The sequence below is a fragment of the Phenylobacterium sp. genome (genome assembly GCF_965284355.1).
In the GTDB taxonomy this organism is placed as follows: Bacteria; Pseudomonadota; Alphaproteobacteria; order Caulobacterales; family Caulobacteraceae; genus Phenylobacterium.
On sequence record NZ_OZ260078.1, the window covers coordinates 136664 to 160063 of the forward strand.

Genomic DNA, 23400 nt, shown 5'->3' on the forward strand with positions numbered 1-23400 from the left:
AGGCAGAGTTCTCGGGCGTGATCTCGTCACTACCCGTCGAAGAGGCCTGCGAATTCTCGATCCGCGTAGTGGCGGACCTTGCCGGCGAGCAGTGGGTCGCGGCCTGGGCGTAGCACCAGCATCATGTGGTCGGGCAGTCGGATGACTTCGTCGGGCGTCAGCAGATCGCGACGAACCCGCTGCTCGCTCCAGGACTCGCCATCGCCCGAAGAGCTCGAGCCGCCCTTCAGTGAGCTGGTCGAGCCGGAGTTCATCGACGTGCCGTGGGCGATGAAGGTCTCGGTGGTGACGCCGAGCGTGCGCGACACCCACTGGGCGGTGTCGATGTCCGCGACGTTGAAGACCTGGGTGACGGCGGCGTTGGCGAGGAAGGTGCCGTGTCGCTCGCCGTACAGCGCCTTCAGCTGATGCAGGTCCTGCAGGATGGCCCACAGCTGGACGCCGTAGCCGGCCATCAGGCCATAGGCCTGGGCGAGCGGCTCCAGCCGTCCGAGGGTCGCGAACTCGTCCAGCAGGAAGAGGACCGGGGAGAGCTTCGCGCCGCCGTGCGTTGGGCCGCGGGCCAGGCTGTGCAGGGCCTGGGCGACGAGTAGACGCAGCCAGCGAGCATGCGTGCCGAGCCGTTCGGGCGGCAGCACGAGGAAGATGCTGGCGCGCTGGTCGCGCAGGTCCTCGAAGCCGAAGTCCGCGCGCGCCAGGCTGTCGGTGATCCGGCGGCTGTCGAGGAAATGCGTGTGGCGCTGCGCGGCCGAGAGCACGCCGGTGGCTTCTCGGTCCGCCTTGCCGAGATGGCGGTTGGCGGCGCGGCTGACGAGGCCGTCCGCGGCCGGGCTGGCCTGCATGGCCTTCAGCGTCGTGGCGAAACGCGCGGGCGCCGCCGTCAGCAGGTCACGCACCGCGGCGAGCGTCGCGCCGCCCGCGGCCGGGTGCGTGACGACGTGCATGATCACGCCGGCGATCAGCGCCTTGGCCTCCTCGTTCCAGTGCGCTTCGCTCACCTGTTCCGGCGGATCGTAGACCAGCGCTTCGGCGATCAGCGCGGCGTCCTCGGCGAGGTCGAGGCCGAACGGATCAAGGGCCGCGAGCGGATTGTAGGCAGCGGTCGGCTGGCCGGACGCCTCGAAGGGATCGAGCACATGCACGGGCCCGAAGCGCGCCCGGGCGCGCGCCGCGATGCGGGCGTTCTCGCCCTTCGGATCGACGCAGAGGATCGCGCGGTCGGATAGCAGGAGGTTGGGCAGGACGACGCCGACGCCCTTACCCGATCGCGTCGGCGCGAAGGTCAGCAGGTGGCCGGGGCCGTCATAGCGCATCAGCCAGCCGGTGGCGGCGCGGCCGATGATCAGGCCATCGGGGCCGCCGAGCGCGCCGCGGGCGCGGCGCTCGTCCGCGAACTGCGCGCTGCCATGTGTGGTGACCGGGCCCGCGGGCCCGTAGCGCCCCAGCCAAAGCAGGTACCCCCACGCGCCGCCCGCGAGCGTCGCCGTCAGCGGGATCACCCATTCGACGAGTAGGTCGGGCAGGCCGAAGTGATCGCGAACGATCAGGAAGGGCGCATTGGCCACGACGTTGCCCCAGAAGGCGCCCACCAGCGTCGGCCAGATCGCGCCGAGGGCGAGCCTCATTCGGCGTGTTCCGCTTCGCTGGCGAAGGCGCGCTGGCCGCGGCGTCGCCACAGCAGCTTCGTCCCATCGCCGTCCGGCCCTTGCAGCCGGTCGGCGAGCTCCAGGAATGCGCCGTAAAGCGCGGCGCGATCGTCCTGCGCGAGATCGACGAGGCCGGCCTTGGCGACCAGGCCGCCGAGCTCGATCAGCTGATGGGTGCGTTCACGGCGTTGCACGACCCACGTCCTCGTGTCCGATCTTGCCTGAGCGGCTTCAGCCCGGTGCAGCGCCGCGGCCGTCCGCCGCACCGCGTTCGCCGCCGCGCGCAGGCTTCGCTGAAGACCGGGCCTGACCCTGAAAGAAGCTGGCGCCCGCGCGCCGCCAGGCCTCCCGCGTGGACGCGTCGGCCTTGGCGGCGGCGACGAGCGCCCCGGCCAGTTCTTCGATGGACAGGTGATCGGCGCCGGTGGCGATCACCAGCTCGCCGAACTGCGTGACGCGCCGGCCCTTCAGCGCCTTGGCGCGCTGCTGCAGGGCCTGAAGTTCGGCGTCGAGGTCGCGCGGCTTCTTCATGACATCGCCTCCGAGGATACGGAGACCGAACCCTGCGCGGCCGCGGCTTGGGCGGCCATGGGTAAGTTTACGCATGGCGGTCCTGTCACTCACGGCCGAAGGTCTGAGTGCGCGCTTATACGTCGCTGGCGCGACGTGCTTGGGCGGGGAGGGATCGCATGGCGATCTACCACTTCTCGGCGAAGGTGATCTCGCGGGCCAAGGGCTCGTCGGCCGTCGCGGCCGCGGCCTATCGGTCTGCGTCTCGGCTGCATGATGAACGTCTCGACCGCGCCCATGACTTCTCGGCCAAGGCCGGCGTCGTGCATTCGGAGGTCATGCTGCCCGAGGGCGCGCCGGAGCGTTGGCGCGACCGCGAGACGCTTTGGAACGAGGCCGAGGCGCGGGAAGTCCGCAAGGATGCGCAGCTCGCGAGGGAGGTCGAGTTTGCGTTGCCGCGGGAGCTCTCGCAACGCGACGGCGTCGAGCTCGCCCGGTCGTTCGTTCAGCGCGAGTTCGTCGGCAAGGGGATGGTCGCCGACCTCAACGTGCATTGGGACGTCGGCGCCGACTGCGAGCCCAAGCCGCATGCCCATGTGATGCTGGCGCTGCGCTCGGCCGGACCGGAAGGCTTCGCCGGCAAGGTCCGCGACTGGAACGCGACCGACCAGCTCGTCGCCTGGCGCGAAGCCTGGGCGGATCACGCGAACCGCCGGCTCGCGGAGCTCGGTATCGACGCGCGGATCGATGCGCGCGCGCTGAAGGACCAGGGCCTCGACCTCGAGCCCCAGAACAAGATCGGCGCGTCTGGGGCGCGGCGCGAGCTGCATGGGGAGACGGCGGAGCGGGCGGAGGACCATCGCGCCATCGCGCGGCGCAACGGCGAGCGGATCCTGGCCGAGCCGGAGATCGCGCTGGCGGCGATCACGCACCAGCAGGCGACGTTCACCGAACGCGATCTCGCGCGCTTCGTGCATGGGCATACGGACGGGAAGGCGCAGTTCGACGCGGCGCTCGCGAAGGTCCGCGCCAGCGACGAGACGGTTCGGCTGGGGCGCGACGGCAACGGTCGCGAGCGCTTCACCAGCCGGGAGATGTTGCGGGTGGAGCGCGGCCTCGAACAGGACGCGGACGGCATGTCCGCACGTCCGGGACATGCAATCGGCGAACGTGACAAAGTCGCGGCGCTGGCGCGTTCGTCCGAGCACGGTCTCGACCTCTCCGCGGCGCAGCGCGATGCCCTGGATCATGTCACGCGCCGTGGCGACCTTTCGCTGTTGGTGGGCTACGCCGGCACGGGCAAGAGCGCCCTTCTGGGCGTCGCGCGCGAGGCGTGGGAGGCGCAGGGCTATCGGGTCCGTGGTGCAGCGCTCTCCGGGATGGCCGCGGAGAGCCTGGAGGGCGGCTCCGGCATCCCCTCGCGCACGCTTGCGAGCCTCGAAAACGCCTGGACGCGTGACCGCGACAGGCTCGGTCTTCGCGACGTGCTGGTCGTCGATGAAGCGGGTTTGGTGGGCTCACGTCAGCTGGCGCGGGTGATGGCCCACGCCCGGGCGGCCGGCGCAAAGGTCGTGCTGGTGGGCGACGCCGAGCAGCTGCAGGCTATCGAGGCCGGCGCGGCGTTCCGGGCGCTGGCGGAGCGTTACGGCGCCTATGAGCTCACCGAGGTGCGCCGCCAGCAGGTCGAGTGGCAGCGCGAGGCGACGCCGCAGCTGGCCACGGGCCGGACCGTGCCGGCGCTGTCGGCCTATGCCGCCGCGGGGGCGGTCCGGGCGCACGAGACCTCGGAAGCGGCCAGAGAGGCCACGGCGGCAGGATGGTGGCAGGCGAAAGCGGAGGCGCCCGGCTCCTCGCAGGTCATGCTGGCCTACACGCGCGACGACGTGACGGCGCTCAATGGCCTGGCCCGCGGGCGAATGCAGGCGGCCGGCGCGCTGGGTCCCGACCAGGTGGTGGAGACCACGCGGGGCGCGCGGCTGTTTGCGGAGGGCGAGCGGATCGTCTTCCTGCGCAACGAGCGAGATCTGGGCGTGAAGAACGGCACCCTGGGGACCATCGAGCAGCTTTCGGAGACACGCATGGGGGTGCGGCTGGACGACGGCCGGGGCGTTGGCTTCGACCACAAAGCTTACACGGATCTCGACCATGGCTACGCCACCACCATCCACAAGTCGCAGGGCGTGACCGTGGATCGCGCGCACGTGCTGGCCAGCGGCTTCATGGACCGGCACGCCACCTATGTGGCGCTGTCGCGGCATCGGGAGGCGATGACCCTGCATTACGACCGCACGACCTTTGCCGACGACGCGGCTCTCGCCAAGGGACTGGCGCGCGAGCGCGCAAAGGACTCGACGCTCGACTATCCGGACGTCTTCGCGGAGCGCCGCGGCTTCGGCTGGACCTCGACGCCAGGGATGTTCGCGCAGTTCCGAGGCGCGGCGCTCAGCGAGGGGCTGCCGCGCGAGGCTCGCCAGGACGACCTGGCGCGGACGCAGGCCTTCGCGCGGGCCTGGCGGGACATACACCGGATGCAGGCCTCGGGCCTGGAGGTGTTGCCGCACCAGCAGGTCGCTTTCGACCGGGCCGCGGGCGCGCTGGACCGGGCGCGGCCCGGGCTGGCGGCGGGCATGGATGCAGCGCTCTCCCGTGAACCGTGGCTGGCCGTGGCGGCGGCCCGCGGCCGACCGGAGGCGCTGATGCGCGCCGCCGAGCATCACATGGACCTGGGTCGGGGCGGGCCGGACCTTTCCCGTGGGCCGCAGCGCGGCCGAGACCTGGGGCTCGAGCGGTGAGCCTGCAGCCCACCGATCCGGCGAGCGACGTCTTCGAGCGGCTACGGCTGGAGGTGGCGCTGCTGCGGCGCGCCGTGGAGGGGCTCGCGGCCGAGCGCGATCAGCCGGCGCCGGACTACAGTCCGACCTTGGCGGCCTTGAAGAAGTCGCTCGCGGAGGTGCAGGCGGCTCTGGAGAACCTCGGCGAGCGCCCAGCCCTGGTTCTCGGGCCTGAGCACCTTGGCCCGCTCTTCCATCAGGCCGCCGGGCGCCTGCTTGCGAAGCCGATCGCCGAGCTGGAACGTGACCGGGCGCTGCTGACGCAGGCGGCGGAGGCCCTGCGGGGCGCTCATGCGGCGGAGGCGGCCCATGCCGCGTCATGGCGCCGGCGACTGCGCCTCGTCGGCGGCGGTGCGGCGCTTGGCGCGTTGTTATGGGTCCTGCTGTCCGGCCCTGTGGCGCGGTCACTGCCGACCGGTTGGCAGGTCCCGGAGCGCCTCGCGGCGGCCACCCTCGCCCTGCCTGGGCCGGCGGCAGGCCAGCGCTTACTGCAGGCCCACGATCCATTGAGGTGGCAGAGTGCCGAGCTGCTCCAGAGTCTCGCGGACGATGAGCTGATGGAACTCCGCGAGTGCGTCGACGCGCGGAACCGCTCGGTGAGGCCGGTCACGTGTACGCTCAAGCTTAGGAGGCGCTGAGAGTCGGAAATTCTGCCGGCCCCCAGCGAAGAAGTCCTTGGCAAATAGACGAAAGGTTGTGTTTGTCTGCGATGAGTTGTCGAGGTAGTGTTCGCACTTGGTTTACAAGTGCGCGGTGCGTTCATGCGTATGCTTAAGCTTGCTGATGCTGCGGCATCACATGATGCGGACGATGGGGCCTTGAGGCCCCGCCAGATCGAGTGCCTGACCTGGGCCGAACGGGGAAAGAGCGCCCGCGACACTGGCCAGATTCTCGGCATCTCACAGCGAACGGTCGAGAAGCATCTGGAGCAGGCCTGCGAGGTTCTCGGCGTACGCACGCGCATCCAGGCGGTCGTCAGAGCCCGGGAGCTGGGCCTGCTTCACTGATCCCGCGTGCGACGCCGGTGGGTGCCGCCGGTGCGACTTAGGCGTGGATCCACTTGTCGTTGGTTGGATCGTGTGCCGTGGCCCCGTGCGCAACGGACGGCGGTGCAGGGGCAGGATCAGCAGATCGGTTCGTCGCGCACATGCGGTGAGCGCTGCAGCGTCCTCGACATCGGTCCACTCGCTGATGCCGCCGCGCGATTGGGCGGCCGCTTCCAAGGCGCCTTGGGCGGCCTCCACCTTCTCCGGACGGCGTCTTCGCGGGCGTTGAAGATGCGCTGGGTTTCAGACGCCGAGAGGAGGGCGGCGCCGTCGGCCGGAACGAACGGCGGCGGGATCCGGCTGCGGGCGAACGCACCGAGTAGCGCAGCGTCGAGCGTTGACGCGCGACTGGCCGCATACCTAGCAATGAACATGAGCCCGCCGGCGCGGCCAAGCGCGGCGGCGAGGCTGCCGACCTCCGGCGCCACGCGGTAGACCGCGCCTGCGCGTTGCGTCGGTCCCGTTCGCTGATCGGGTCCTGGCTTCGTGCAACTGATGGCACCCCCGGTCATGCGCTCCGGCATGAAGACGAAGGCAGCTCGGGATTGCGCAAAGGAGCCGCATCACTGGACACGTTGGCCTGCAGGCCCAACTAGTGGGGGGCTTTGCGCTCCGACGGACAGCAATCGCCCGTAGCTTCCAACGCAGGCTGCCACGCCCTGACCAGAACAGACCCTCGCCAGAGCTCAGCGCGGTCTCCATCGATCACGCCCGCAGCGCGATCGATGGCGTCGTCGTCATCATGCGCGGGGAACTGTTCCCTGAGCACTTCATCGTTCAGGAGCCGTTCAATGAGCGTGTAGGTCGGGGCACAATCGACGCTCACGAGCGCTGAGGCGTTTCCCATTACAGAGCCCCATGAAAAAGGCGGGCCGCAACGGGCCCGCCTTGATCTTGACTGCGTCAGTTAAGCAGCCGTCGGGGCGAGCCGCCGCCGGCGGATCAACGATCCGGTCAGCCCGAAGCCCATGATCATCATGGCCCAGGTCGCCGGTTCCGGCACGGCGTTATACTGGCCATTCTTGAACGTCACCCCGTCAGTGGATCCTCCAACCCCCTGGGAGCCGCCTTGGCGCATCCGCATCGTGCCGGTGACCGTGAAGCCGTCGCCGCCGAAGTTGTCGGCTGAGTAGAAGTAGAGATTGTCGCCGCCGACCATGGCTTGGTTGAAGGCAACGCCGTCGACCGTTCCGATGGTCGCGAATGCCAAGTTCTTAACGGCGACCCTTAGCGTGTTGCCGACCAGCGGCGCGGACTTGCCGACGCCCGCGTCGGTCACTGTCGTCACGCCGTTCAGGGTGAAGCTAAGGGAGCTCGCGGTCCACGTCAGCGAGAACGCTTGGTCGACGCCCGTGACCCACGTGGCTTGGCCCTGGTTGAAGTGACCCGCCTGGCTGGTCCCCGACCCGACACCAATCTCCCAATCTTGGGCGCCTGGCTTGCCGCTGCGCACCTCGACGCCGTAGAGGCCTGCGCCGTTCGGGTCGAACGGGGCCTGCACAACGAACTCGCCGACACCAGGCGTTACGAGTGTAACGGCGGCAAGTGCGGGCGAACCGACAGCCATTGCTAATGCAGCAGCCGCGAACAGAATTTTCTTCATAACTTTCCCCGAAATCTGGATCCCGAACTTGGCCGTATGGCACACAACGAGCGGGGGAGGGGGGGGGAATCTCCTCAGAGGGGAAGCATGCGTCTATAGGTGTATGCCACGCTGTTGGGCCGCAGCGTCACATTGTGGCGCGAGCCCGCCGAGCGAAGGGCCGACGTAGGCCCCAATCCCAGGTCGAGACTATGTACTTGAAGCGGACGTTTCGCGGCCTCGGAGGCTTCCGCCCGAAATCCACCCCCTGCAGCAGTTCACAATGTCCGCTGCCAAGCCCGTTGCGGCGGGGCCGGCCGTGGTCTCGGAACACCGCTTACGAAGCAAGCGCACAGACGGGGTCTAGTATCCGTGAAGGCGGGCGTCTGGCGACGGGGAATGAGCTGCCTAACAACAGTGGCCTCAAGACGCCGCTTACCATTCGGCTGCATCTCGGTGCGAATGGATGGGTGTCCTGGAAGGGTACGCCGCGCCTGGCTCCGGGGCGGACGGGCGCGCTCGATCACTGAGGAATGCGACCGGCTGTCGGGTCTCAATGGGACGCGCCTGCGGATGAAGGGCGACAGCGCCGTCCCGCTCGGACCGTAACTGCTCCGGGTTCAGTCGCCGGCGGACCATATCTTTCGCAGGCGCGCACCGCGTTGCCGTCTAGTCTAGGCCAACGAACGAGGCGCCCAGTTTCAGAAGGTGCCTTCTTCGGTTCATCGGACTTGGCCTCGGGATAGACAATCAGACTAACGTTAGATTGAACGGTCGACGATTTCCGGCGCAGGACGCGGTTCAGTTGGCAGGCGCAAATGGTGCACTCAAGGTCTGTTGGGTCCGTGGCCTATCAAGCCGACCACAGTTCGATCCGAACTCCGAATGGCGTCTCGCTCACGCGACTCGCTGGATGCCCATCAAGCTGATGCCGCTGAGTACTCCAAATGTAGCCGATCAATTAGCTGTTGGACGGTGAGAATGTCGCCAACGCCGGATACCGAGTGACCTGCGCTCCATATGTCGCGCCACCGACGTGGTCCGTCACCATCGGCTCCATAGATCTTTCGGGCCTCTTCGGGCTCAATTGGATCAACTAGAGTATCAGGATCCAATCCCGCAGACACGACAGAAGGGCGCAGAATGCTGGTCGGAAGGCCGGTGAACTGGGCCGTGAGCACGATGTCGTCCATCGAAGAGGCAACCAGCATGGCCTTGTAGGACGGGTCGGCCGCGCTCTCTCTCGTGGCGATGAAGCGAGTTCCCATGTAGGCGAGATTGCAACCCAAGACCTGGGCGGCCCGCAAAGAAGTCCCGTCGGAAACGCCACCTGCCAGGACGATCGGTCCATCAAAAAAGGCTCGCACCGCACGCACGAAGGCAAATGGGTTGGCCCAGCCTGTTTGTCCGCCTGCGCCCGCCGACAGGAGCACCAGGCCGTCTGCTCCGGCCGCAATTGCGCTTCTCGCATGCTGTATGGAGGCGACATCAGAAAGGACGATGGCGTCTATCTCATGGAGCGCGGCGACCACCGGTTTGGGTGACCCGACGCTGGTGATGACGATCTCGACGCCGTGCCTGAGGAGGCAGTCGAGATCGGCGCCCAGCGTCTTGCTCCTCATGATCAGGTTCGGACAGAACGGCGCCCCACCGCGATCGAGATGTGATCGAAGATGCTTCAGCCATTCATCCAATTCCGTCGTCGAGCGGCAGTTGGCAGTGGGGAAAGCGCCGATCACGCCTGAGCGGCAACTCGCCTCCACAAGCTCGAGCCCAGACACCCTTAGCATCGGCGCCACGATCATCGGTAACCTCAACCGGGCGATAAGCCGGTGCAGCCTGTCACTTGCGGAACTGGAGATCATGGGTCCGCGTCAATTGGCCTGGCTGCAGGATGAGTCGAGCCGTATGGCGAGATCGCGCAACTCGCGCTTCAGGACCTTATCAAGCAGGCCTTTCGGCAACTCGTCGACGAAGTGGACTGCGCGCGGTCGCTTGAAATCCGACAGGCGTTCGGCGCAGCGGTCGAGGATAGCTGTGCGGATTGCGTCCTCTCGCCCTTCGGCGACGACGAACGCGACCGCGACTTCGTCCAGCATCCTGTCCGGTCGCCCCACGACCGCAACTTCCCGCACCCCTGGGATCGCCAGAATCTCTCGCTCGATCTCAAGGGCGGCCACATTCTCAGCACCCACCTTCAGCATGTCCTTTGCCCGCCCGGCGTAGAAGACGTGACCGTCGGCGTCGGAGATGACTTGATCGCCGGTACAGAACCACCCGCTTGCGTCAAAGGCCTCCGACGTCGCCGATGGGTCGTTCAGGTAGGAGTGGAAAATCGATAGCCCAGGAACACCCTTGATCCAGAGGTCCGCCACCTCCCCCAACTGAGCGGGTTCCCCGCTCGGGCGCCGCAGCGACACTTGATACTCGGGATTTGGTCGACCTACCGAACCCTCGGGACCCGTGTGATGGACATCCGAACTGAGGGGTTGACTGATGAGTTCGGTCATCCCGAAGGCGCCGAGGGTCCGGATGCCCCAGCGAGACCTTACCCGACCCAAATCCCCCGCGCAGACCCACATGCGAAAGCGATGGTCGGCAGGATCGGGGCGTTCGGCGATCGCCTGGAGGGTGAAACCAACCATGTTCGTCCAACTGCACTCGTGCGCCCGCGCGACGTCCCAGAAACGAGATGCCGAAAACCGTGGGACCAGGACGACGCTGGCTCCGGCATGCAGACTGGCGAGAACGTTCCAGCAAAACGCCACCGTGTGAAACAGGGGCAGAAAGACCAAGCATCGATCAGCGGATGTCAGCGAAAAGTGCTCCGCATTCACGCGGGCGCCCCAGAGCACGTTTGCATGAGTCCAAACGACGCCCTTGGGCCGAGAGGTCGTCCCTGACGTGTACATGACGCTGCAGAAGCCGCTCGGGTCGGGATCCCGCGACGGGCAAGCCGCCGGGTCCCCACGCAGGGCCTCAAAAGGCGTGATGTTCGGGGCTGTCGAATGATCGACACAGGCGATCCAATGGAGTCCTGCAGGTCGCGACTCCACAAGGCGGAGATGCGCATTGCTGGTCACCATGCCGACCGCCCGCGAGTGCTCCAGAAAGAACCGTAGCTCGTCCTCCGTCGCGCGGGTGTTCGTCGTTACCGCGAGGGCGCCGATCCGCGCGCAGGCGAACCAGGCGATCAGCAAGGCGGGATGGTTGTCGAGATGGATGACCACGGCGTCGCCAGCCTTGACACCGATGGACGTGAGGCCGGCCGCGTACGCGCGCGTTTCCTCCGAGAAGGCGGCATACGAGTAGGTCTGCGCGGGTCCAACGAGCGCCTGCCAGATCAAGAAAGGCTTGTCGCCGAACCGTCGGGCCTGCTGATCGAGCAGCCAGGAAGCATCTCGACCGACGAAGGCGTGGACCTCTCCGGTCGATCGGGCCGAGATTGCAGTAGCTGACATTAGGTCAAGCGCGCGCTGGCGTAACGAGTGACGGCCTCGGCTATGATCTGAGGCTGTTCAGGCAACATGGCATGCCCCGCCTTCGGTATGTCGACCACCGTAACTTGGTCGCCCAATTCAGCCTTCAGTATTCGAGCGTTCTCCGGCGGGGCAAGAACATCGTCGAGACCCTGTAAGACCAAGATTGGTCGGCCGCCGCCTGCCCACCATTGGTCCAATGGCGTTCGTTCGGAGGCTCGGATTTGCGCCTCCGCGGCAGCGCGCCACCAACCCGTCCGCCACGGGGTGGGGTCGTTCCCGGGTGCGAAGAAGGCCTTTCGGATGGCTTGCAGTCGGTCCTGGTCCGGGAGGGACAGATCGAAACACCGCAAAAACACAGGCTCCATATTCTTGGCCATGTGAACCTTACCGCCAGACGCCAAGAGCATGAGAGCTTTGATGCGATGTGGCTGAAGCGTGGCGAGGCGCCTCGCGACCCGGTTGCCGAAGGCATGACCGACGACCAGGGTCTGGTTGAGACCTAGGTCGTCCAGGACCGCCGCAACATCGAGGGCGAGATCATCGAGTGTGAGATCCGCGAGTGGCCCCAGGCTCTCTCCGATGCTCCGAGGCTGCGGTCTGATGGCCAGGAAACCCGCGTCAGCCACTGCGCGACCGAGCAGGTCGAAGTCCTCTCCGCCGCGTCCAAGCGACGGCAGCATCACTACCGGCGGGCCCTGACCGTCGAAGCGGTAGTGGATTGTAATCTCCCCGCGCCGCAGGCGTGCTTCGCGAGACTTCGCACCGGATGGTGCACTCGCGCCGAGCGCCGCGGCAAACGCGCCGCTGCCTACCTCCCGCCGGGACATCAAGAGACCGCCTCCTGATGCTCGGGATAGCTGGGAGACGAGGCTTTCAGGTAGGCTTGGTTCAGCAGCAGGGTGGCGACAACGTGATCCGATCCGGCGCGGAAAACGCTCGTCCTTATCCAGAGACTCTCAGTGCGACGGCTCCCGCTGATGGCAATGAAGGTCCGCTCGAGCTCATAGGGCTCTCCGACCAGCAGCGGACCGTCGATCAGGCGGATCTCCTGGTCGGCGAACAGGCCGACCACCGGATTGCGCACGGGAATCGGCTCGTCGGCCACGGTATACTGGCCCAGAACACTCACCATCTCGAAAGGCAGGATCGCCCGTCCCCAGGGCGTGTCTAGGGCGGTGGCCGGATCATAGGCGGGCGAGGGCTCGGTGATGCGGCCGAGCTTGTCCTTCAGACTGAAGGGATATAGCGCCCCCATGTTCTGATCGAACCCCATCGTCACCCGGCGCCGCGGTGTGGTGGCGCCGATGACGATGTCGGCCAGGATTCGGCGCTGTTCGAGAGGCTGCAGCTCGGCCAGGCGCTGGTCCAGCGCGGTCGCCGCATGTGCCGGGCCCACCGACATCGTCCCGCGGAGCACTTCCGATCCGTCGCGCTTGACAATCTGGATGTGAGCGCTGCGGCCGTCGTCGGTTGGGTGGGCGAACGCCTGAGTTTCCTCTCCATCATAGCAGGGCGTCCGATAGTGCGCCGATATGCAACCCCAGGCGAGAAAGCCCTCACCCCAGATCGCCACTCCGAGCGGGGCGAGTTGGCTGAAATGCGTTGGCCCCTCCACCGTACCCCCCTGGAAGCCGAGCTTGCTCGCGGTGTCGTCGTCATGGATGGACCTGTGACCGTCATAGGACTGCGCCGACAGCATGTTCTGCGGCGATCTCCATGGACCAGCCAGCGCGCCATCGGCCTGACGCTCGATGGTTGTTTCGAAGAGGGCGTGCATTGCAGCTCCAGTATAGGTTCGCGCGAAATGGAGGGCCTCGCGTAGAGGCAATCGCAGCGACCAGCCTGACCGGCGGTCTAACGACAGCGTCAATTGAACAGCTGGACCTTGCGTCCGTTGACTTCGATGCTGAACTGTCGGCGACTCGTGAACATCGGGGGCGTGTTTCCAGCATCCCAAGCAGAAAACCGGCGCTTCAGCTCTGCGACGACGCTCGGATGGCGTGAGGAGACGTCGCGCTTTTGTCCAGGGTCGGCTCGCATGTCGTAGAGCAGCGTGTACTGCCCGAGCGGGGAAACGGCGGCTGGAACGCCATCGGGGACCGGTCGGCCGACAAGTCCTTCGGGATCTTCGGCAGTGTCAGACTTGTTGACGACGACCAGACTCCACCGTTGTGACCTGACCACATAGTTCGGGCCCATTCTCCAGAACAGGGTGCGATCCGTGCGGGTCTTGGTCGTTGCCCGAAGGTACGGAAGCAGGTCCACCCCCTCCTTCTCAGGCGCAACCCGGCCGCCGGCGGCTTGGACGACGGTGGGAAGTATGTCGAGCGACGAGACGGGTTGATCGAACGTACCGGGCTTCAGTCGGTCTGGCCAAGACACGATGAATGGCACCCGGATTCCGCCGTCCCATGGCAGCGCCTTGTGCCCTGTGAGGGGCGCGTTCGAGCAGGCGCCCCTCACATAGAAGGGGCAGCCATTGTCACTCAAGAAGACGACCATCGTATTGTTGCGCTGGCCTGTGTCCTCGAGAGCCTTGATGAGACGCCCAACGCCGTCGTCAAGAGACGATACCATTGCTGCATAGACCCTATGGTGGGGGTCTTGGATGTGCCGAAAGCGATCAAGGTAAGTCTTGGACGCCATGAGCGGCGTGTGAGGCGCCGTGTAAGACAAGTAGAGAAAGAAGGGATTCCCTCCCTTCCTTGAAACATAGTCGACGGCCTCTTCGGTGAGCCTGTCAGTCAGATAGCCGGTCGTGTCGACCACTTCTCGACCCCTATATATTGGGAACCGTGTCCTGCTGAAGCTTGAATAGTCAGCGGTGATGGCGGCTTCGTCGTCCGGTCCCAGGTGTGGCAAGTACGTCGTCCCGCCGTCGAGCACCCCATAGTAGCTGTCGAAACCCCTATCCAACGGATGGAAGCCGGGCGCCTTCCCGATGTGCCACTTCCCCACCATGCCCGTGGAGTAGCCGAGGGACTTCAGAATGCCGGGCGTCATTGCCTCGGTGGTGGGCGGTCCGACCCTTTCGTCACGACCGACAGGATTGAATTCGAATCCGAATCTCGTCTGCGAGCGACCTGTCAACAGTCCGGCGCGCGACGGCGCGCAAACCGCCGCTGTGACGTATCCGTTGGTGAACCTGACCCCGGAGCGGGCCAGGGCGTCGATGTGCGGTGTGGGAATGCGGCCGCCGTTGGCGCTAATGTCCCCGTAACCGAGGTCGTCGGCCAGAATGACAACGATGTTTGGTCGCGCCTGGCTCGAGGGGGCGGCTGCAAGTGTGAACGCGCCGACGAAGGCGGCGAGGCCGGCCGCGAGGGGATTGGTAAACATGGGTCGTCTCGCTCGGATTTCAGGTTCGCCGCCTGAACTGGCGACGCATGGATTGAGGCCGCGATCTAAGGCGCGGACGTGTTCGCGTCCGGCAGCCATGTCATTGGTCGTGAAAGACGACGCGGCCGCAGTGGAAGACCTGGAACCCCGACGTTGCCGCCCATGCAGGAGGCTTCATTTGCGCCTGCCAAGCCGCAAACCGCGCCTGCAGTTCGCGCGTTCGCTCCGGCTGGTCGAACATCCGGTTGCGTGTCTCGCGAGGGTCTGACTTCAGGTCGAACGTCCACGGGAAACTGTTCGGACGGGTGTTCGACATGAGCTTCCAGTCCCCCATCAGGGCAGCGAACTCCGCGCCCGTGCGCCAGAAGAGGGCTTCGTGGATGGGCTCCACCTTGCCCAGGCGGGGCGTGAGGTCGACGCCATCGAGCGTCTTGTCACCTTTGATGCCTGCGGCAGCAAGGATCGTCGGATACAGGTCCAGGTGCGACACATTGCGGTTCTCTTGAACGCCCTTGGGCCAGCTTCCAGGCCAAGAGACGATGAGAGGAACTCGAGCACCACCTTCATTGTAGCTAAGCTTCCCGCCGCTGAGGTGGGTACAATCCGAAATCCCGAAGTAGGTGGCCGCACCATTGTCGGAGGTGAAGATGACGATGGTGTTGTCGGCTATGCCCGCTTCTACCAAGGCAGCCATCACGCGGCCGACACCATCATCGAGAGCACTCACCATCGCCGCGTAGGTTCTCTTGAGCGGGTCCTTCTCGCGAGGAAAACGATCGTAATATTTCTTCGTGGCTTGGAATGGGCTGTGAGGCGCGGCGTGGGCGAGGTAGAGAAACAGGGGTTGATCCCGCCCGCGCTGTTGCCGGATCTGGCTTACGGCCTCCTCGGTTAGTGCGTCGGTCAGATACTCCCCTTCGTTGCGTATCAGCTCTCTGCCTGCTGTCCCGGCGCGCCAGCGCCCAATCTGATTTGCGTCGCTATCCCGTCGAAAGCTCCGTTCGCCGACATAGGGCGCAGCCTGGTTGATCGCTGACGGGGCCTCGGGGCTGATGTACGACGTCTCGCCTCCCAGGAAGCCAAAGAACTCGTCGAATCCTCGGGCGGTTGGCAGGCGATCGGCCGACACGCCGAGGTGCCACTTGCCGATACCCACGGTGCGGTACCCGGAGACCTTAAGTTTCTCCGCGAGCAGTGTCTGTCCGGGCTGCAGTCCGCCGTCCGGTTGCCGGACACTGGAAGGGGCAAGGTACTCGAAGCCGTGGCGCTGCTGATATTGCCCCGTGAGCAGTCCAGCTCTTGAGGGGCTGCATACACTGGCCGTCGCATAGCCTCGGTTGAACTTCACGCCCCGGGCGGCGATGCGGTCGATGTTCGGTGTCGGGATCGCCGATGGGTAGCCGTACGCGCTGACGTCCGTTGTCCCAAGATCGTCTGCCACGATCAGCACAACGTTGGGCTGCCTCGTTTCGACCGATCGACCCAATGCAGCCCCGGGGGCAAAGCCTACAAGGGTCGCCACAAGCGCCGCGAGAGATCTGACCAGCACTTCGAGTCACTCCGATTTCCGCTGCTTAAAGTGTCGCCAATAAACAATCATAGTGTCGCCGGTTGTGGCAAGAGAGGCAATGTGGTGAGCTATTGGTTGCGAGTTGCCGTGCTGTCGGGGCAGGGTGAAGCACGCGCGCGCTGGCTGCAGTAAGGGCCGGCAGCGAGTCGATTCGACTTGGTAAGGGAGCCTGGCGGCTTGAAGGCGAATACCGCAGAACGTGATATGCGCTCGCCACCGGAGATTGCGCGGTCGGTGCGAGCGATGATCGTGAGCGGCGATCTTCGGCCGGGCGATCACCTCAGCACGATTGAACTCGCGAACCGCTTTGGCGTGAGCCGTGGCCCTGTGCGGGAAGCGCTTCGCCTGCTCGAGTCGCGGGCCCTGGTCAGAATCCTCCCGCGGAAGGGAGCGTTTGTGAATTCCCTTCAAGATGATGAAGTAGGCGTCACCCTGGAGGCGCGCGAGTTCATCTTCGCAGCCCTCGCGGAGTTGGCTGCTGAAAGAGCAACGCGCGGCAACCTCTTAGAACTTCGCAGAAAGCTACAAGTCCTAGGAAAACTAGCTTCCAAACCAACGACGACTGCAAACGAGTTCAAGCTTGCAACCTACGACTATGTACAGGTCCTCTACGGTGCTGCACACAACGCGCGTCTCAATCAGATTATGCGCGACCTTTCAGAGGGAGTCGGCCACGCTTTTGGTCACCTTAGCATGGCAACCCAGGAGATGCGGTCGGCGGAGTACGAAGCCTATCGTGATCTGACAGATGCCGTCGCTCAGCGCGACCGGACGAAGGCCTACGACCTCGCCCGCCGAATGCACGCGGCGGGCGTCGCCCGGGCTCGACAACTCCAAGCCGCAATCCCGGCGGCCGTGGTTGAGTTCAAGGGCCGCAGGCGCCGATCTCGACTTGTCGCAGCTACCACATAGCCGAATCCCACAGCGCGGCCCGCTCGGCCAATTACAAAATGGGGTCCAGGCCACGCCGCACCACGAACAGCCTTCAAGCTGGACCTAGCGCGGAGTCCGCTTACGCTGCACGGTATCCGGCGGCTCGAAGTGGTATGCGCAGTCCTGTGGGGGAGCTGGCCGATGCGGTTCCAGGGGGCGGGGGCGAAGCGCGCGGCGTCATTGCGCAGGAGGGCCTTGAGCTTGGAGAAGTCCATCTCGATGGGTTTCAGATCGGGCAAGGATTTCGGCAGGTAGTTGAGGCTGGCGCCGCAGGCCTCGATGGTCGGGCGGATGCATGAGCTTCGATGCGAGCCAGGCCAGTCGAGAATCGCGATCTTGCCGGGCCTCAGGGTCGGCCAGCAGAGCAGGCCTGACACGCTGACGCTGAAAACCTTCGCCACCTGGTGGCAGCCTATCCGCCAGCCACCCGCGCCACCGCACGAGCCCGCAGATCATCGAGCAGGGTCGGCTCATCGATGCTGACTCTGCCCAACTGGCATCTTGAATCATCATCCGTCCGCTTATGAATACACCGCGATTCACTCGGCCGGATGGCGCTCTGGGCGAAGTGGAGCCAGATCGCGACCCCCCTAGTGATCGCGGGTGGGACGGTCAATTTCTGGGCCCAAATTACAGCAAAAGTGTTGACAGTTTCGCTCTGGCGCGCACTGCTTGTGCAAACATCAAGTTGCGGGGGGAACGCATGCGCGCTCGGATCCATCGTCAGTGGCTTCTAGGAGGGGTCGCCAGCGCGGCGCTCGCGACGGCAGCTCCCGCACCTGCGGCGGCCCAGAGTGGAAACGAGGTCGAAGCTACGTCGATTGGCGAGGTTGTCGTCACCGCAAGGAGACGCGAAGAACGCCTTCGCGACGTGCCGGTGTCGGCGTCCGTGATCGACGTCGGCCAGCTGAATGAGCGGGGGGATATCGTCGATCCGCAGACGGTTCTGAACAGTGTCCCTGGCGTGAAGTTTTTGGACACCTCCTCGCCATCGAACTCAGAGATCACGCTTCGTGGATCAGGGCAGGGACGCGGCACCTCTACCGAAGCGGCGGTCGGTCTGTATCGAAACAACATCTACATCGGCGGCGGCACCGTCGGAGGGCGAAGCCTGAGCCGCATTGACTTGCTCGACCTCGAACAGTTCCAGGTTCTGAGGGGGCCTCAAGGCGCGCTCTATGGTCGCAACGCCGTCGGTGGGGCAATCACGGTGACGTCGGCGCGGCCACAGTGGAACAACTCAGGCTTCATGAACTGGAACTACCAGTTCGAGACCGAGCTGAAGCAGGTCCAAGCAGCGGTCAACCACGCGATCTCCGATGAGGTGGCCATCCGCCTGACCGGAGAGTGGTTCGATCAGCCCGATGGCTTCTTCTACAATGCGGCTCAGGACAATTTCATTGACCGCCAAAAGGGTTATGCCGCCCGCGGTCAGATCCGCTTTCGTCGCGGGAATCTTGACGCCAATTTGCTTGTCGAAGACGGCCTCTACGATCTGCCCGGGCTGCGCGCGTCCTTCGTCGTGCCGCCTGGCGCCAATGGCTTTCCCCGCGGTTACGTCACGCCAAAGTATGTCGCGTTCGCCAACGATGGTGAGCCGGCGAAACAACGCATCCAGTCTGTCATCGGACAGTTCACGTGGGAGTCAGACGCCGGGACCCTTTCGGGCGCCGCTGGCTTCAGGCGCCGGCTGACCCGAACCGAGAACGACACAGATCAGTTTGATCCGGCTACCCTTGCTCGCGAGCAGGCGCGCGGAAACGCGACAACGGTGACAGACGCCAATGCGGCGACCAACAACAACGACGACTTCGAAGCGCTTTACGCGGACTTCCACTTCGCGAGCGCGAAGACGGGGCGGGTGAGCTGGCTCGTCGGCCTCGAACTGCTGGACACCGATGACAAGTTCACGACCGTAACCGGTCGGACTCCGACACGAGCCAACCCCTCCGTGGGAAATTTCTTGCCAGGTCGCGGTCGCTACAAGTCCTGGGCACCTTACGGCTCGTTGGGCTTCGAAGTCACGCCGGCGCTGAACGCCGAGGGTGAGGTGCGTTACTCACGAGACCGGAAGAAGCGGCAGAACTTCGGCTTCTCGCTGCCAACAAATGCGCCCATCGCGGCTCAAACAAGCGCGGACGCTGATCGCTTCTCGAACCTCGACTATGCCTTTTCGCTCACCTACCGCCTCCCGTCGGAGTGGATCGTCTATGGACGGATTGCGACGGGATACAGAGCAGGCGGGTTCAACGCGAACGTCGGCGATCCCCGAGCTCCCGTGCCGGTGGTGCCGAGCTACGAGCCCGAGAACGGCACGTCGTATGAAATCGGTGCGAAGGGGGACCTCGGTCGCAACATCTTCATCACGCTCGCCGCCTACCAGACCGACGTCGAGGATTTCCAGGCCCAGATCGACAATGGTTGCGCAGTCACCAACCCCATCTGCCCTGTCGCGTCCGTGGCCTTCATCTCGAACGTGGGACGCGCGGAGGTCTGGGGCATCGAGTTAACGGCGAGCGGTCGCTGGGATCTCTGGGGGGGGCGTCTTCGGGCAAATGTCAGCGGCTCGCGGCAGGGCGGCGAGCTGAAGTCCACCGGACGCCCGATCCAGCAGAATCCGAAGTGGATTCGTGCGGCTGAGGTGAACTACCGCCGTCCCATTTTTGGCGATGTGGACGGCTTCCTGAACCTCTCCTACTCGGGCCAGTCCGGAGGGTTCCAGGAGATCGACTCCACGCTCGAGCTAGATGATCGCGATCTTCTGGACGCCAGAATTGGTGTGAACTTCGATCGCGTTGAAATCGCCGCATACGCGAACAATCTCGGCCAAGAGAGCTTCGTCGTTTTCGGTAGCGCGACCCAGGCCCGGTACAACGATCCCCGCAAGTTCGGTGTTCAGGTTCGATACCGCTGGTAGCTCCCCGGTTCAAAGATCCTAGCGTCCCTGCCTTCCCTGAGCGTCGAATGGAGTCAGCCGTGATCATTGCTTTCCCGAAGGCGAATATGTTGCGGATCGGCCTGGTCGCGGTCCTGGCGTTGACAGCGGATGTAGCATTGGGTCAGCCACGAGACCGGTCTAGTCTTCCGCGGCCTTCGCTTGCCGCCGACCTCGCAAACCCGCAGCTGATGCAGGGCCTCACCCAACACTCGCTAGGGGTCGGGGATCAGGAGCGAACCTACTTCATTCACTCTCCAAGTCCTGGGCGCGGGGTGATGCCGGTCGTCATTGCCTTGCACGGCGGAAACGGCACGGCTCCTCGACGTGCGCGCCAGATGGGATTCAACGAGATCGGTGACCGGGAAGGCTTCATCGCCGTCTATCCGCAAGGGGTAAACTACGGATGGAACGACGGCCGCGGGACGCCGGAGATGCTGCGGCGTCAGGAGAACGCTGATGATGTCGCGTTCTTCAGGGCCCTAGTAGGCGAGCTACGGAGGCTGCCCGAGGTCGATCCGCGGCGCATCTACATTGTCGGTGGATCCAACGGCGGGATGATGACGCATCGCCTTGCCTGCGAGATCCCGGAGATGTTCGCGGGGGCGGTCGCCATGGTCGCCAGCTTGCCCGAACCGCTCCGACAAACATGCCGGCCTCAAGTCTCGGTTCCGATCTTGATGATGAATGGCACGGCGGACCCGCTGGTGCCCTACGGCGGCGGAAACGTCGGCGGCGCGGGCGCGACCGACCAGGGCCGCGTGATCCCTGCGGAGGAAACACTAGCGTTCTGGATCAAGACCAACGGGTGCGCTGGCGCGCCCGAGGAGACCAAGGCACCGGACCGCGATGTTGAGGACGGCATGCGGACCGATATCCGGACCTGGAAGAGCTGTCGCGACGGGGCGCAGGTTTCCTTTTTCAAGATGAACGGTGCAGGCCACGGGCTTCCCGGCCGTTCTCGAACCAAGGCTGCGCTGGCCGAAGAGCTCGGCGGGCGCTCCACCAACGACTTCGACAGCAGCGAAGAGGCTTGGGCCTTCCTCAAGGATTTCAGACGATGATGCCTGCTCTCCGCCCGGACAAGGGAGTGGTCGAGTTTCTGAGCCCGGTAAGGCTTCTTGCGCCGGCCATCGTAGCCGCGGCCCTCTGGTCGGGTAGCTCGACAGCCTATGCCGAACCTCGACGGCCGAACGTGGTCATGATCATCGCCGATGATCTTGGCGTCGGCGACGTCCGGTACCTTCAGCCTGGGGCGTTCCGCACTCCGAATCTCGACAAGCTCGCGCGCGAAAGCACAGTCTTCTCGAACGCCTATGTCACCGCCGCTGTCTGCAGTCCCTCACGCGCCGGCCTGCATACCGGCCGCTACCAGGCCCGCTTCGGACACGATTTCAATCCGGGCAACGCCAAAGACCTTGAAGAGATGTCTTTGCCACCCGGCGTAGAGACAGTTGCCGGACGGCTGAAGCGAGCCGGCTACTTCACGGGCCTTGTCGGCAAATGGCACCTGGAGGGACGACGTGCTGGCGCCTCACCTCTGGAGCGGGGCTTTGATCAGTACTTCGGGTTCGCGAGCGGTGGCTCTTACATTCTAAATCCCCGCGAGGGCGACATCGTACTACGCACCGAGGGGGAGCCCGCTGAACGCACGCGATCCCAGGGCTTTAGCCGGATGGGGTTGCCCGTAGAGATCGACGGCTACAAGACCGACGTGCTCACCACCGAGGCCTTGGGTTTTCTAGCCAAGGCTGCGACCGAGGAGCGCCCATTCTTCATGGTGCTCGCCCATCACGCGCCCCACGTGCCGCTCGAGGCGACCAAGGCCTACCTCGATAGGGTGAAGCACATCCAGGATCCCCAGCAACGTGTCTACGCTGCCATGGTGACGGCGCTCGACGACAGCGTGGGGGCGGTTCTCAAGGACCTCGATCGGCGCGGCCTCCGAGACGATACCCTCGTACTGTTCCTGAGCGACAATGGGTGCCCCCCCTACATCGCGGGAGCATGTTCCAACGCGCCCTTCTCCGGTCACAAGCGCGACCTTGGCGAGGGGGGCATTCGCTCACCCTTCCTGATCAGCTGGCCCGGCAGCCAGCGGGGTCCGCGGGTCTACAAACAACCCGTCATCTCCCTCGACCTCGCCGCAACGGTTCTAGGGGCAGCGGGCCTTTCGGATCAGCTCTCGGAGTTGGACGGCGTCGACTTGGCTCGCTACGTCAACGCCGCCTCGCAAACGCCCCATCAGGCCCTCTTCTGGCGTGCCGGAACCGACCTGGCCGTCCGCCGGCAGAATTGGAAGCTGATCCAAGTCGATCTTCCCGAAGGCGGACGCCGGAGCTTCCTCTTCGACCTGAAGCGAGATCCCCGGGAACAAGAGGACCTTTCCGCCGCCCAACCAGCCTTGGTCAGGGAGCTCGAGGCTGAGTGGCGTTCGTGGAACGCCAGAAACATCCCGTCGCGCATGCAAGGACGTGTCACAAGGACGCGCATCGCAGGCGTTGAAGTTCAAGCCCGTTACTGACCCCTCCTTCGAGAGCAGCAACATGAAACTACTGGCCGGACTGTTCTTGGCATCGTTGCTCATTGCCCCAGCTTCCGCCGCGCCGCCGAAGCGAACAGTTCAAGAGCTGACGATCCCGTCGGGCGATGGGACCCCTCTCAAGGCCGTCCTGAGTCTTCCGGAAGGCGGCGGACGCTACCCCACCGTCGTAACCGTACATGGTGGTGAGGGCGGGCGTGATTTTGCGACAGTGCGGAACGTCGCGGACCCGGCGAGCGACTCGCCGACCGTGCAGATGCTCAATGACAGCGACTGGGCGATCCTGTCGATAGGGTTCCGACCAGGCGCCATACTGGGCGCGGAAGAAGATGACGTCATCGCGGCAGTTCGGTTCGCGCAGACGAACCCCGCCCTTGATCCGAAGCGGATCGCGCTGGTGGGAGGGAGCCACGGCGGAAATCTTGTGCTCCGCGCCGCCATTCGCACGGGCAAGGCGGCCAACTGCGCCGTAGCGGGTTCGCCTTGGATGACCAACCCCGAGCTCTTCTTGAAGGGGGAGTTCTCCAAACCGCCCCTGTCGAGCCTCAAGCCTGCCGCGCAGAGCTTCATCTCAACCAGCCGGGAAAGGCTCCTGGCGGGTTTCTCGCGCCGAGGCCTCGTAGGCGCTGATCTTGACCGGGCGATTGCCGACAAGAGCATCGAGCGCAACGCCAAGCACATCGAGAGCCCGGTGTTGTTCCTGCTGAGCGAGGCGGATGTGCAGGTTCCGGCAAGTCTCGTTGAGCCGACCATCGCGGCCATGCAGGCCGCAGGACGAGAGGCGGAGGTGCTGAAGGTCAAGGATAGTCTGCACGGCTTCTATTGGGGCCGTACGGGGGAATTCGGAGCACGCGCCGGCGCTGGCCCGAAGACGCCGACCCAATGGGCCGAGGAGGAGACAACCCGTCATGTCATGCGCGATTTCCTGCAGCGCTGCCTTTCGCGCTGAACACGTGCGGCGCGATCCGTGAGTTGCTGCCAGCT

General features: G+C 65.1%; 18 protein-coding genes and 1 pseudogene. 8 read left to right on the forward strand and 11 right to left on the reverse strand.

The genetic code is table 11. From position 1 onward, the window contains the following. Nucleotides 1-29: 29 nt before the first annotated feature. The 3 genes from ACQ66R_RS00675 to ACQ66R_RS00685 are packed head-to-tail and all read right to left on the reverse strand — an operon-like array spanning nucleotide 30 to nucleotide 2177. Nucleotides 30-1625, reverse strand: coding sequence for a type IV secretory system conjugative DNA transfer family protein (locus tag ACQ66R_RS00675; RefSeq protein ID WP_430418327.1), 1596 nt, complete (start codon nucleotides 1623-1625; stop codon nucleotides 30-32). Next, on the reverse strand, nucleotides 1622-1840 hold the full coding sequence (locus tag ACQ66R_RS00680) for a conjugal transfer protein TraD (RefSeq protein WP_430418329.1): 219 nt from the start codon (nucleotides 1838-1840) through the stop codon (nucleotides 1622-1624). Before ACQ66R_RS00680 ends, ACQ66R_RS00675 begins: the two co-directional genes overlap by 4 nt. Nucleotides 1841-1877: 37 nt before the next feature. Further along, the gene (locus tag ACQ66R_RS00685; RefSeq protein ID WP_430418331.1) at nucleotides 1878-2177 is read right to left on the reverse strand and encodes a conjugal transfer protein TraD; all 300 of its coding nucleotides are present in this window, start codon (nucleotides 2175-2177) and stop codon (nucleotides 1878-1880) included. Nucleotides 2178-2335: 158 nt separating this feature from the next. Here ACQ66R_RS00685 and traA point away from each other — a divergent pair, with 158 nt between their 5' ends. The 3 genes from traA to ACQ66R_RS00700 all read left to right on the forward strand — a co-directional run bounded on the left by traA (nucleotide 2336) and on the right by ACQ66R_RS00700 (nucleotide 5994). After that, nucleotides 2336-4948 carry a Ti-type conjugative transfer relaxase TraA gene (traA, locus tag ACQ66R_RS00690; RefSeq protein ID WP_430418333.1) on the forward strand — a complete coding sequence of 871 codons (2613 nt, stop codon included), beginning with the start codon at nucleotides 2336-2338 and terminating at the stop codon, nucleotides 4946-4948. Next, entirely contained in the window at nucleotides 4945-5625 is a 681-nt protein-coding gene (locus ACQ66R_RS00695) for a DUF6118 family protein (RefSeq protein ID WP_430418335.1), read from the forward strand. Before traA ends, ACQ66R_RS00695 begins: the two co-directional genes overlap by 4 nt. Nucleotides 5626-5805: 180 nt before the next feature. Further along, nucleotides 5806-5994: a response regulator transcription factor gene (locus tag ACQ66R_RS00700; protein ID WP_430418337.1), complete on the forward strand. Its 189-nt coding sequence runs from the start codon at nucleotides 5806-5808 to the stop codon at nucleotides 5992-5994. Between the two features lie 946 nt (nucleotides 5995-6940). Here the strand turns inward: ACQ66R_RS00700 and ACQ66R_RS00705 are convergent. From ACQ66R_RS00705 to ACQ66R_RS00735, 7 genes are all read right to left on the reverse strand, one after another. Continuing rightward, entirely contained in the window at nucleotides 6941-7636 is a 696-nt protein-coding gene (locus ACQ66R_RS00705) for a choice-of-anchor W domain-containing protein (protein WP_430418339.1), read from the reverse strand. A gap of 899 nt (nucleotides 7637-8535) precedes the next feature. Next, on the reverse strand, nucleotides 8536-9420 hold the full coding sequence (locus ACQ66R_RS00710) for an NAD(P)H-dependent flavin oxidoreductase (RefSeq protein ID WP_430418341.1): 885 nt from the start codon (nucleotides 9418-9420) through the stop codon (nucleotides 8536-8538). Nucleotides 9421-9489: 69 nt separating this feature from the next. Continuing rightward, nucleotides 9490-11076: an AMP-binding protein gene (locus tag ACQ66R_RS00715; RefSeq protein WP_430418343.1), complete on the reverse strand. Its 1587-nt coding sequence runs from the start codon at nucleotides 11074-11076 to the stop codon at nucleotides 9490-9492. Further along, complete coding sequence (locus ACQ66R_RS00720; protein ID WP_430418345.1) at nucleotides 11076-11924, reverse strand: alpha/beta fold hydrolase; 849 nt, start codon at nucleotides 11922-11924, stop codon at nucleotides 11076-11078. Before ACQ66R_RS00720 ends, ACQ66R_RS00715 begins: the two co-directional genes overlap by 1 nt. Further along, nucleotides 11924-12874 carry a hypothetical protein gene (locus ACQ66R_RS00725; protein ID WP_430418347.1) on the reverse strand — a complete coding sequence of 317 codons (951 nt, stop codon included), beginning with the start codon at nucleotides 12872-12874 and terminating at the stop codon, nucleotides 11924-11926. Before ACQ66R_RS00725 ends, ACQ66R_RS00720 begins: the two co-directional genes overlap by 1 nt. An 89-nt stretch (nucleotides 12875-12963) precedes the next feature. After that, nucleotides 12964-14436, reverse strand: coding sequence for a sulfatase-like hydrolase/transferase (locus ACQ66R_RS00730; RefSeq protein ID WP_430418349.1), 1473 nt, complete (start codon nucleotides 14434-14436; stop codon nucleotides 12964-12966). Nucleotides 14437-14536: 100 nt separating this feature from the next. After that, nucleotides 14537-15886 carry a sulfatase-like hydrolase/transferase gene (locus ACQ66R_RS00735; protein WP_430418351.1) on the reverse strand — a complete coding sequence of 450 codons (1350 nt, stop codon included), beginning with the start codon at nucleotides 15884-15886 and terminating at the stop codon, nucleotides 14537-14539. A gap of 297 nt (nucleotides 15887-16183) precedes the next feature. Here ACQ66R_RS00735 and ACQ66R_RS00740 point away from each other — a divergent pair, with 297 nt between their 5' ends. Further along, complete coding sequence (locus tag ACQ66R_RS00740; protein ID WP_430418352.1) at nucleotides 16184-16918, forward strand: GntR family transcriptional regulator; 735 nt, start codon at nucleotides 16184-16186, stop codon at nucleotides 16916-16918. A gap of 212 nt (nucleotides 16919-17130) precedes the next feature. On the opposite strand, the pseudogene ACQ66R_RS00745 reads toward ACQ66R_RS00740, so the two are convergent. Then, nucleotides 17131-17340: pseudogene (locus ACQ66R_RS00745) on the reverse strand (transposase); the annotation flags it as partial. A 302-nt stretch (nucleotides 17341-17642) separates the two neighbouring features. On the opposite strand from ACQ66R_RS00745, the gene ACQ66R_RS00750 reads away from it, so the two are divergent. The 4 genes from ACQ66R_RS00750 to ACQ66R_RS00765 all read left to right on the forward strand — a co-directional run bounded on the left by ACQ66R_RS00750 (nucleotide 17643) and on the right by ACQ66R_RS00765 (nucleotide 23365). Further along, on the forward strand, nucleotides 17643-19856 hold the full coding sequence (locus ACQ66R_RS00750) for a TonB-dependent receptor (protein WP_430418354.1): 2214 nt from the start codon (nucleotides 17643-17645) through the stop codon (nucleotides 19854-19856). A 296-nt stretch (nucleotides 19857-20152) separates the two neighbouring features. Beyond that, nucleotides 20153-20938 carry an alpha/beta hydrolase family esterase gene (locus ACQ66R_RS00755; RefSeq protein WP_430418356.1) on the forward strand — a complete coding sequence of 262 codons (786 nt, stop codon included), beginning with the start codon at nucleotides 20153-20155 and terminating at the stop codon, nucleotides 20936-20938. Continuing rightward, nucleotides 20935-22398 carry a sulfatase family protein gene (locus tag ACQ66R_RS00760; protein ID WP_430418358.1) on the forward strand — a complete coding sequence of 488 codons (1464 nt, stop codon included), beginning with the start codon at nucleotides 20935-20937 and terminating at the stop codon, nucleotides 22396-22398. Before ACQ66R_RS00755 ends, ACQ66R_RS00760 begins: the two co-directional genes overlap by 4 nt. Nucleotides 22399-22420: 22 nt before the next feature. Beyond that, nucleotides 22421-23365: an alpha/beta hydrolase family protein gene (locus ACQ66R_RS00765; protein WP_430418360.1), complete on the forward strand. Its 945-nt coding sequence runs from the start codon at nucleotides 22421-22423 to the stop codon at nucleotides 23363-23365. Nucleotides 23366-23400 lie beyond the last annotated feature (35 nt).

Bases quoted from the DNA above. Each gene is read 5' to 3' on its own strand.
- ACQ66R_RS00675 (WP_430418327.1), bottom strand. From the start codon at position 1,625: ATGAGGCTCGCCCTCGGCGCGATCTGGCCGACGCTGGTGGGCGCCTTC.
- ACQ66R_RS00685 (WP_430418331.1), bottom strand. From the start codon at position 2,177: ATGAAGAAGCCGCGCGACCTCGACGCCGAACTTCAGGCCCTGCAGCAG.
- traA (WP_430418333.1), top strand. From the start codon at position 2,336: ATGGCGATCTACCACTTCTCGGCGAAGGTGATCTCGCGGGCCAAGGGC.
- ACQ66R_RS00705 (WP_430418339.1), bottom strand. From the start codon at position 7,636: ATGAAGAAAATTCTGTTCGCGGCTGCTGCATTAGCAATGGCTGTCGGT.
- ACQ66R_RS00710 (WP_430418341.1), bottom strand. From the start codon at position 9,420: ATGATCGTGGCGCCGATGCTAAGGGTGTCTGGGCTCGAGCTTGTGGAG.
- ACQ66R_RS00715 (WP_430418343.1), bottom strand. From the start codon at position 11,076: ATGTCAGCTACTGCAATCTCGGCCCGATCGACCGGAGAGGTCCACGCC.
- ACQ66R_RS00720 (WP_430418345.1), bottom strand. From the start codon at position 11,924: ATGTCCCGGCGGGAGGTAGGCAGCGGCGCGTTTGCCGCGGCGCTCGGC.
- ACQ66R_RS00725 (WP_430418347.1), bottom strand. From the start codon at position 12,874: ATGCACGCCCTCTTCGAAACAACCATCGAGCGTCAGGCCGATGGCGCG.
- ACQ66R_RS00730 (WP_430418349.1), bottom strand. From the start codon at position 14,436: ATGTTTACCAATCCCCTCGCGGCCGGCCTCGCCGCCTTCGTCGGCGCG.
- ACQ66R_RS00750 (WP_430418354.1), top strand. From the start codon at position 17,643: ATGCGCGCTCGGATCCATCGTCAGTGGCTTCTAGGAGGGGTCGCCAGC.
- ACQ66R_RS00755 (WP_430418356.1), top strand. From the start codon at position 20,153: ATGCCGGTCGTCATTGCCTTGCACGGCGGAAACGGCACGGCTCCTCGA.
- ACQ66R_RS00760 (WP_430418358.1), top strand. From the start codon at position 20,935: ATGATGCCTGCTCTCCGCCCGGACAAGGGAGTGGTCGAGTTTCTGAGC.
- ACQ66R_RS00765 (WP_430418360.1), top strand. From the start codon at position 22,421: ATGAAACTACTGGCCGGACTGTTCTTGGCATCGTTGCTCATTGCCCCA.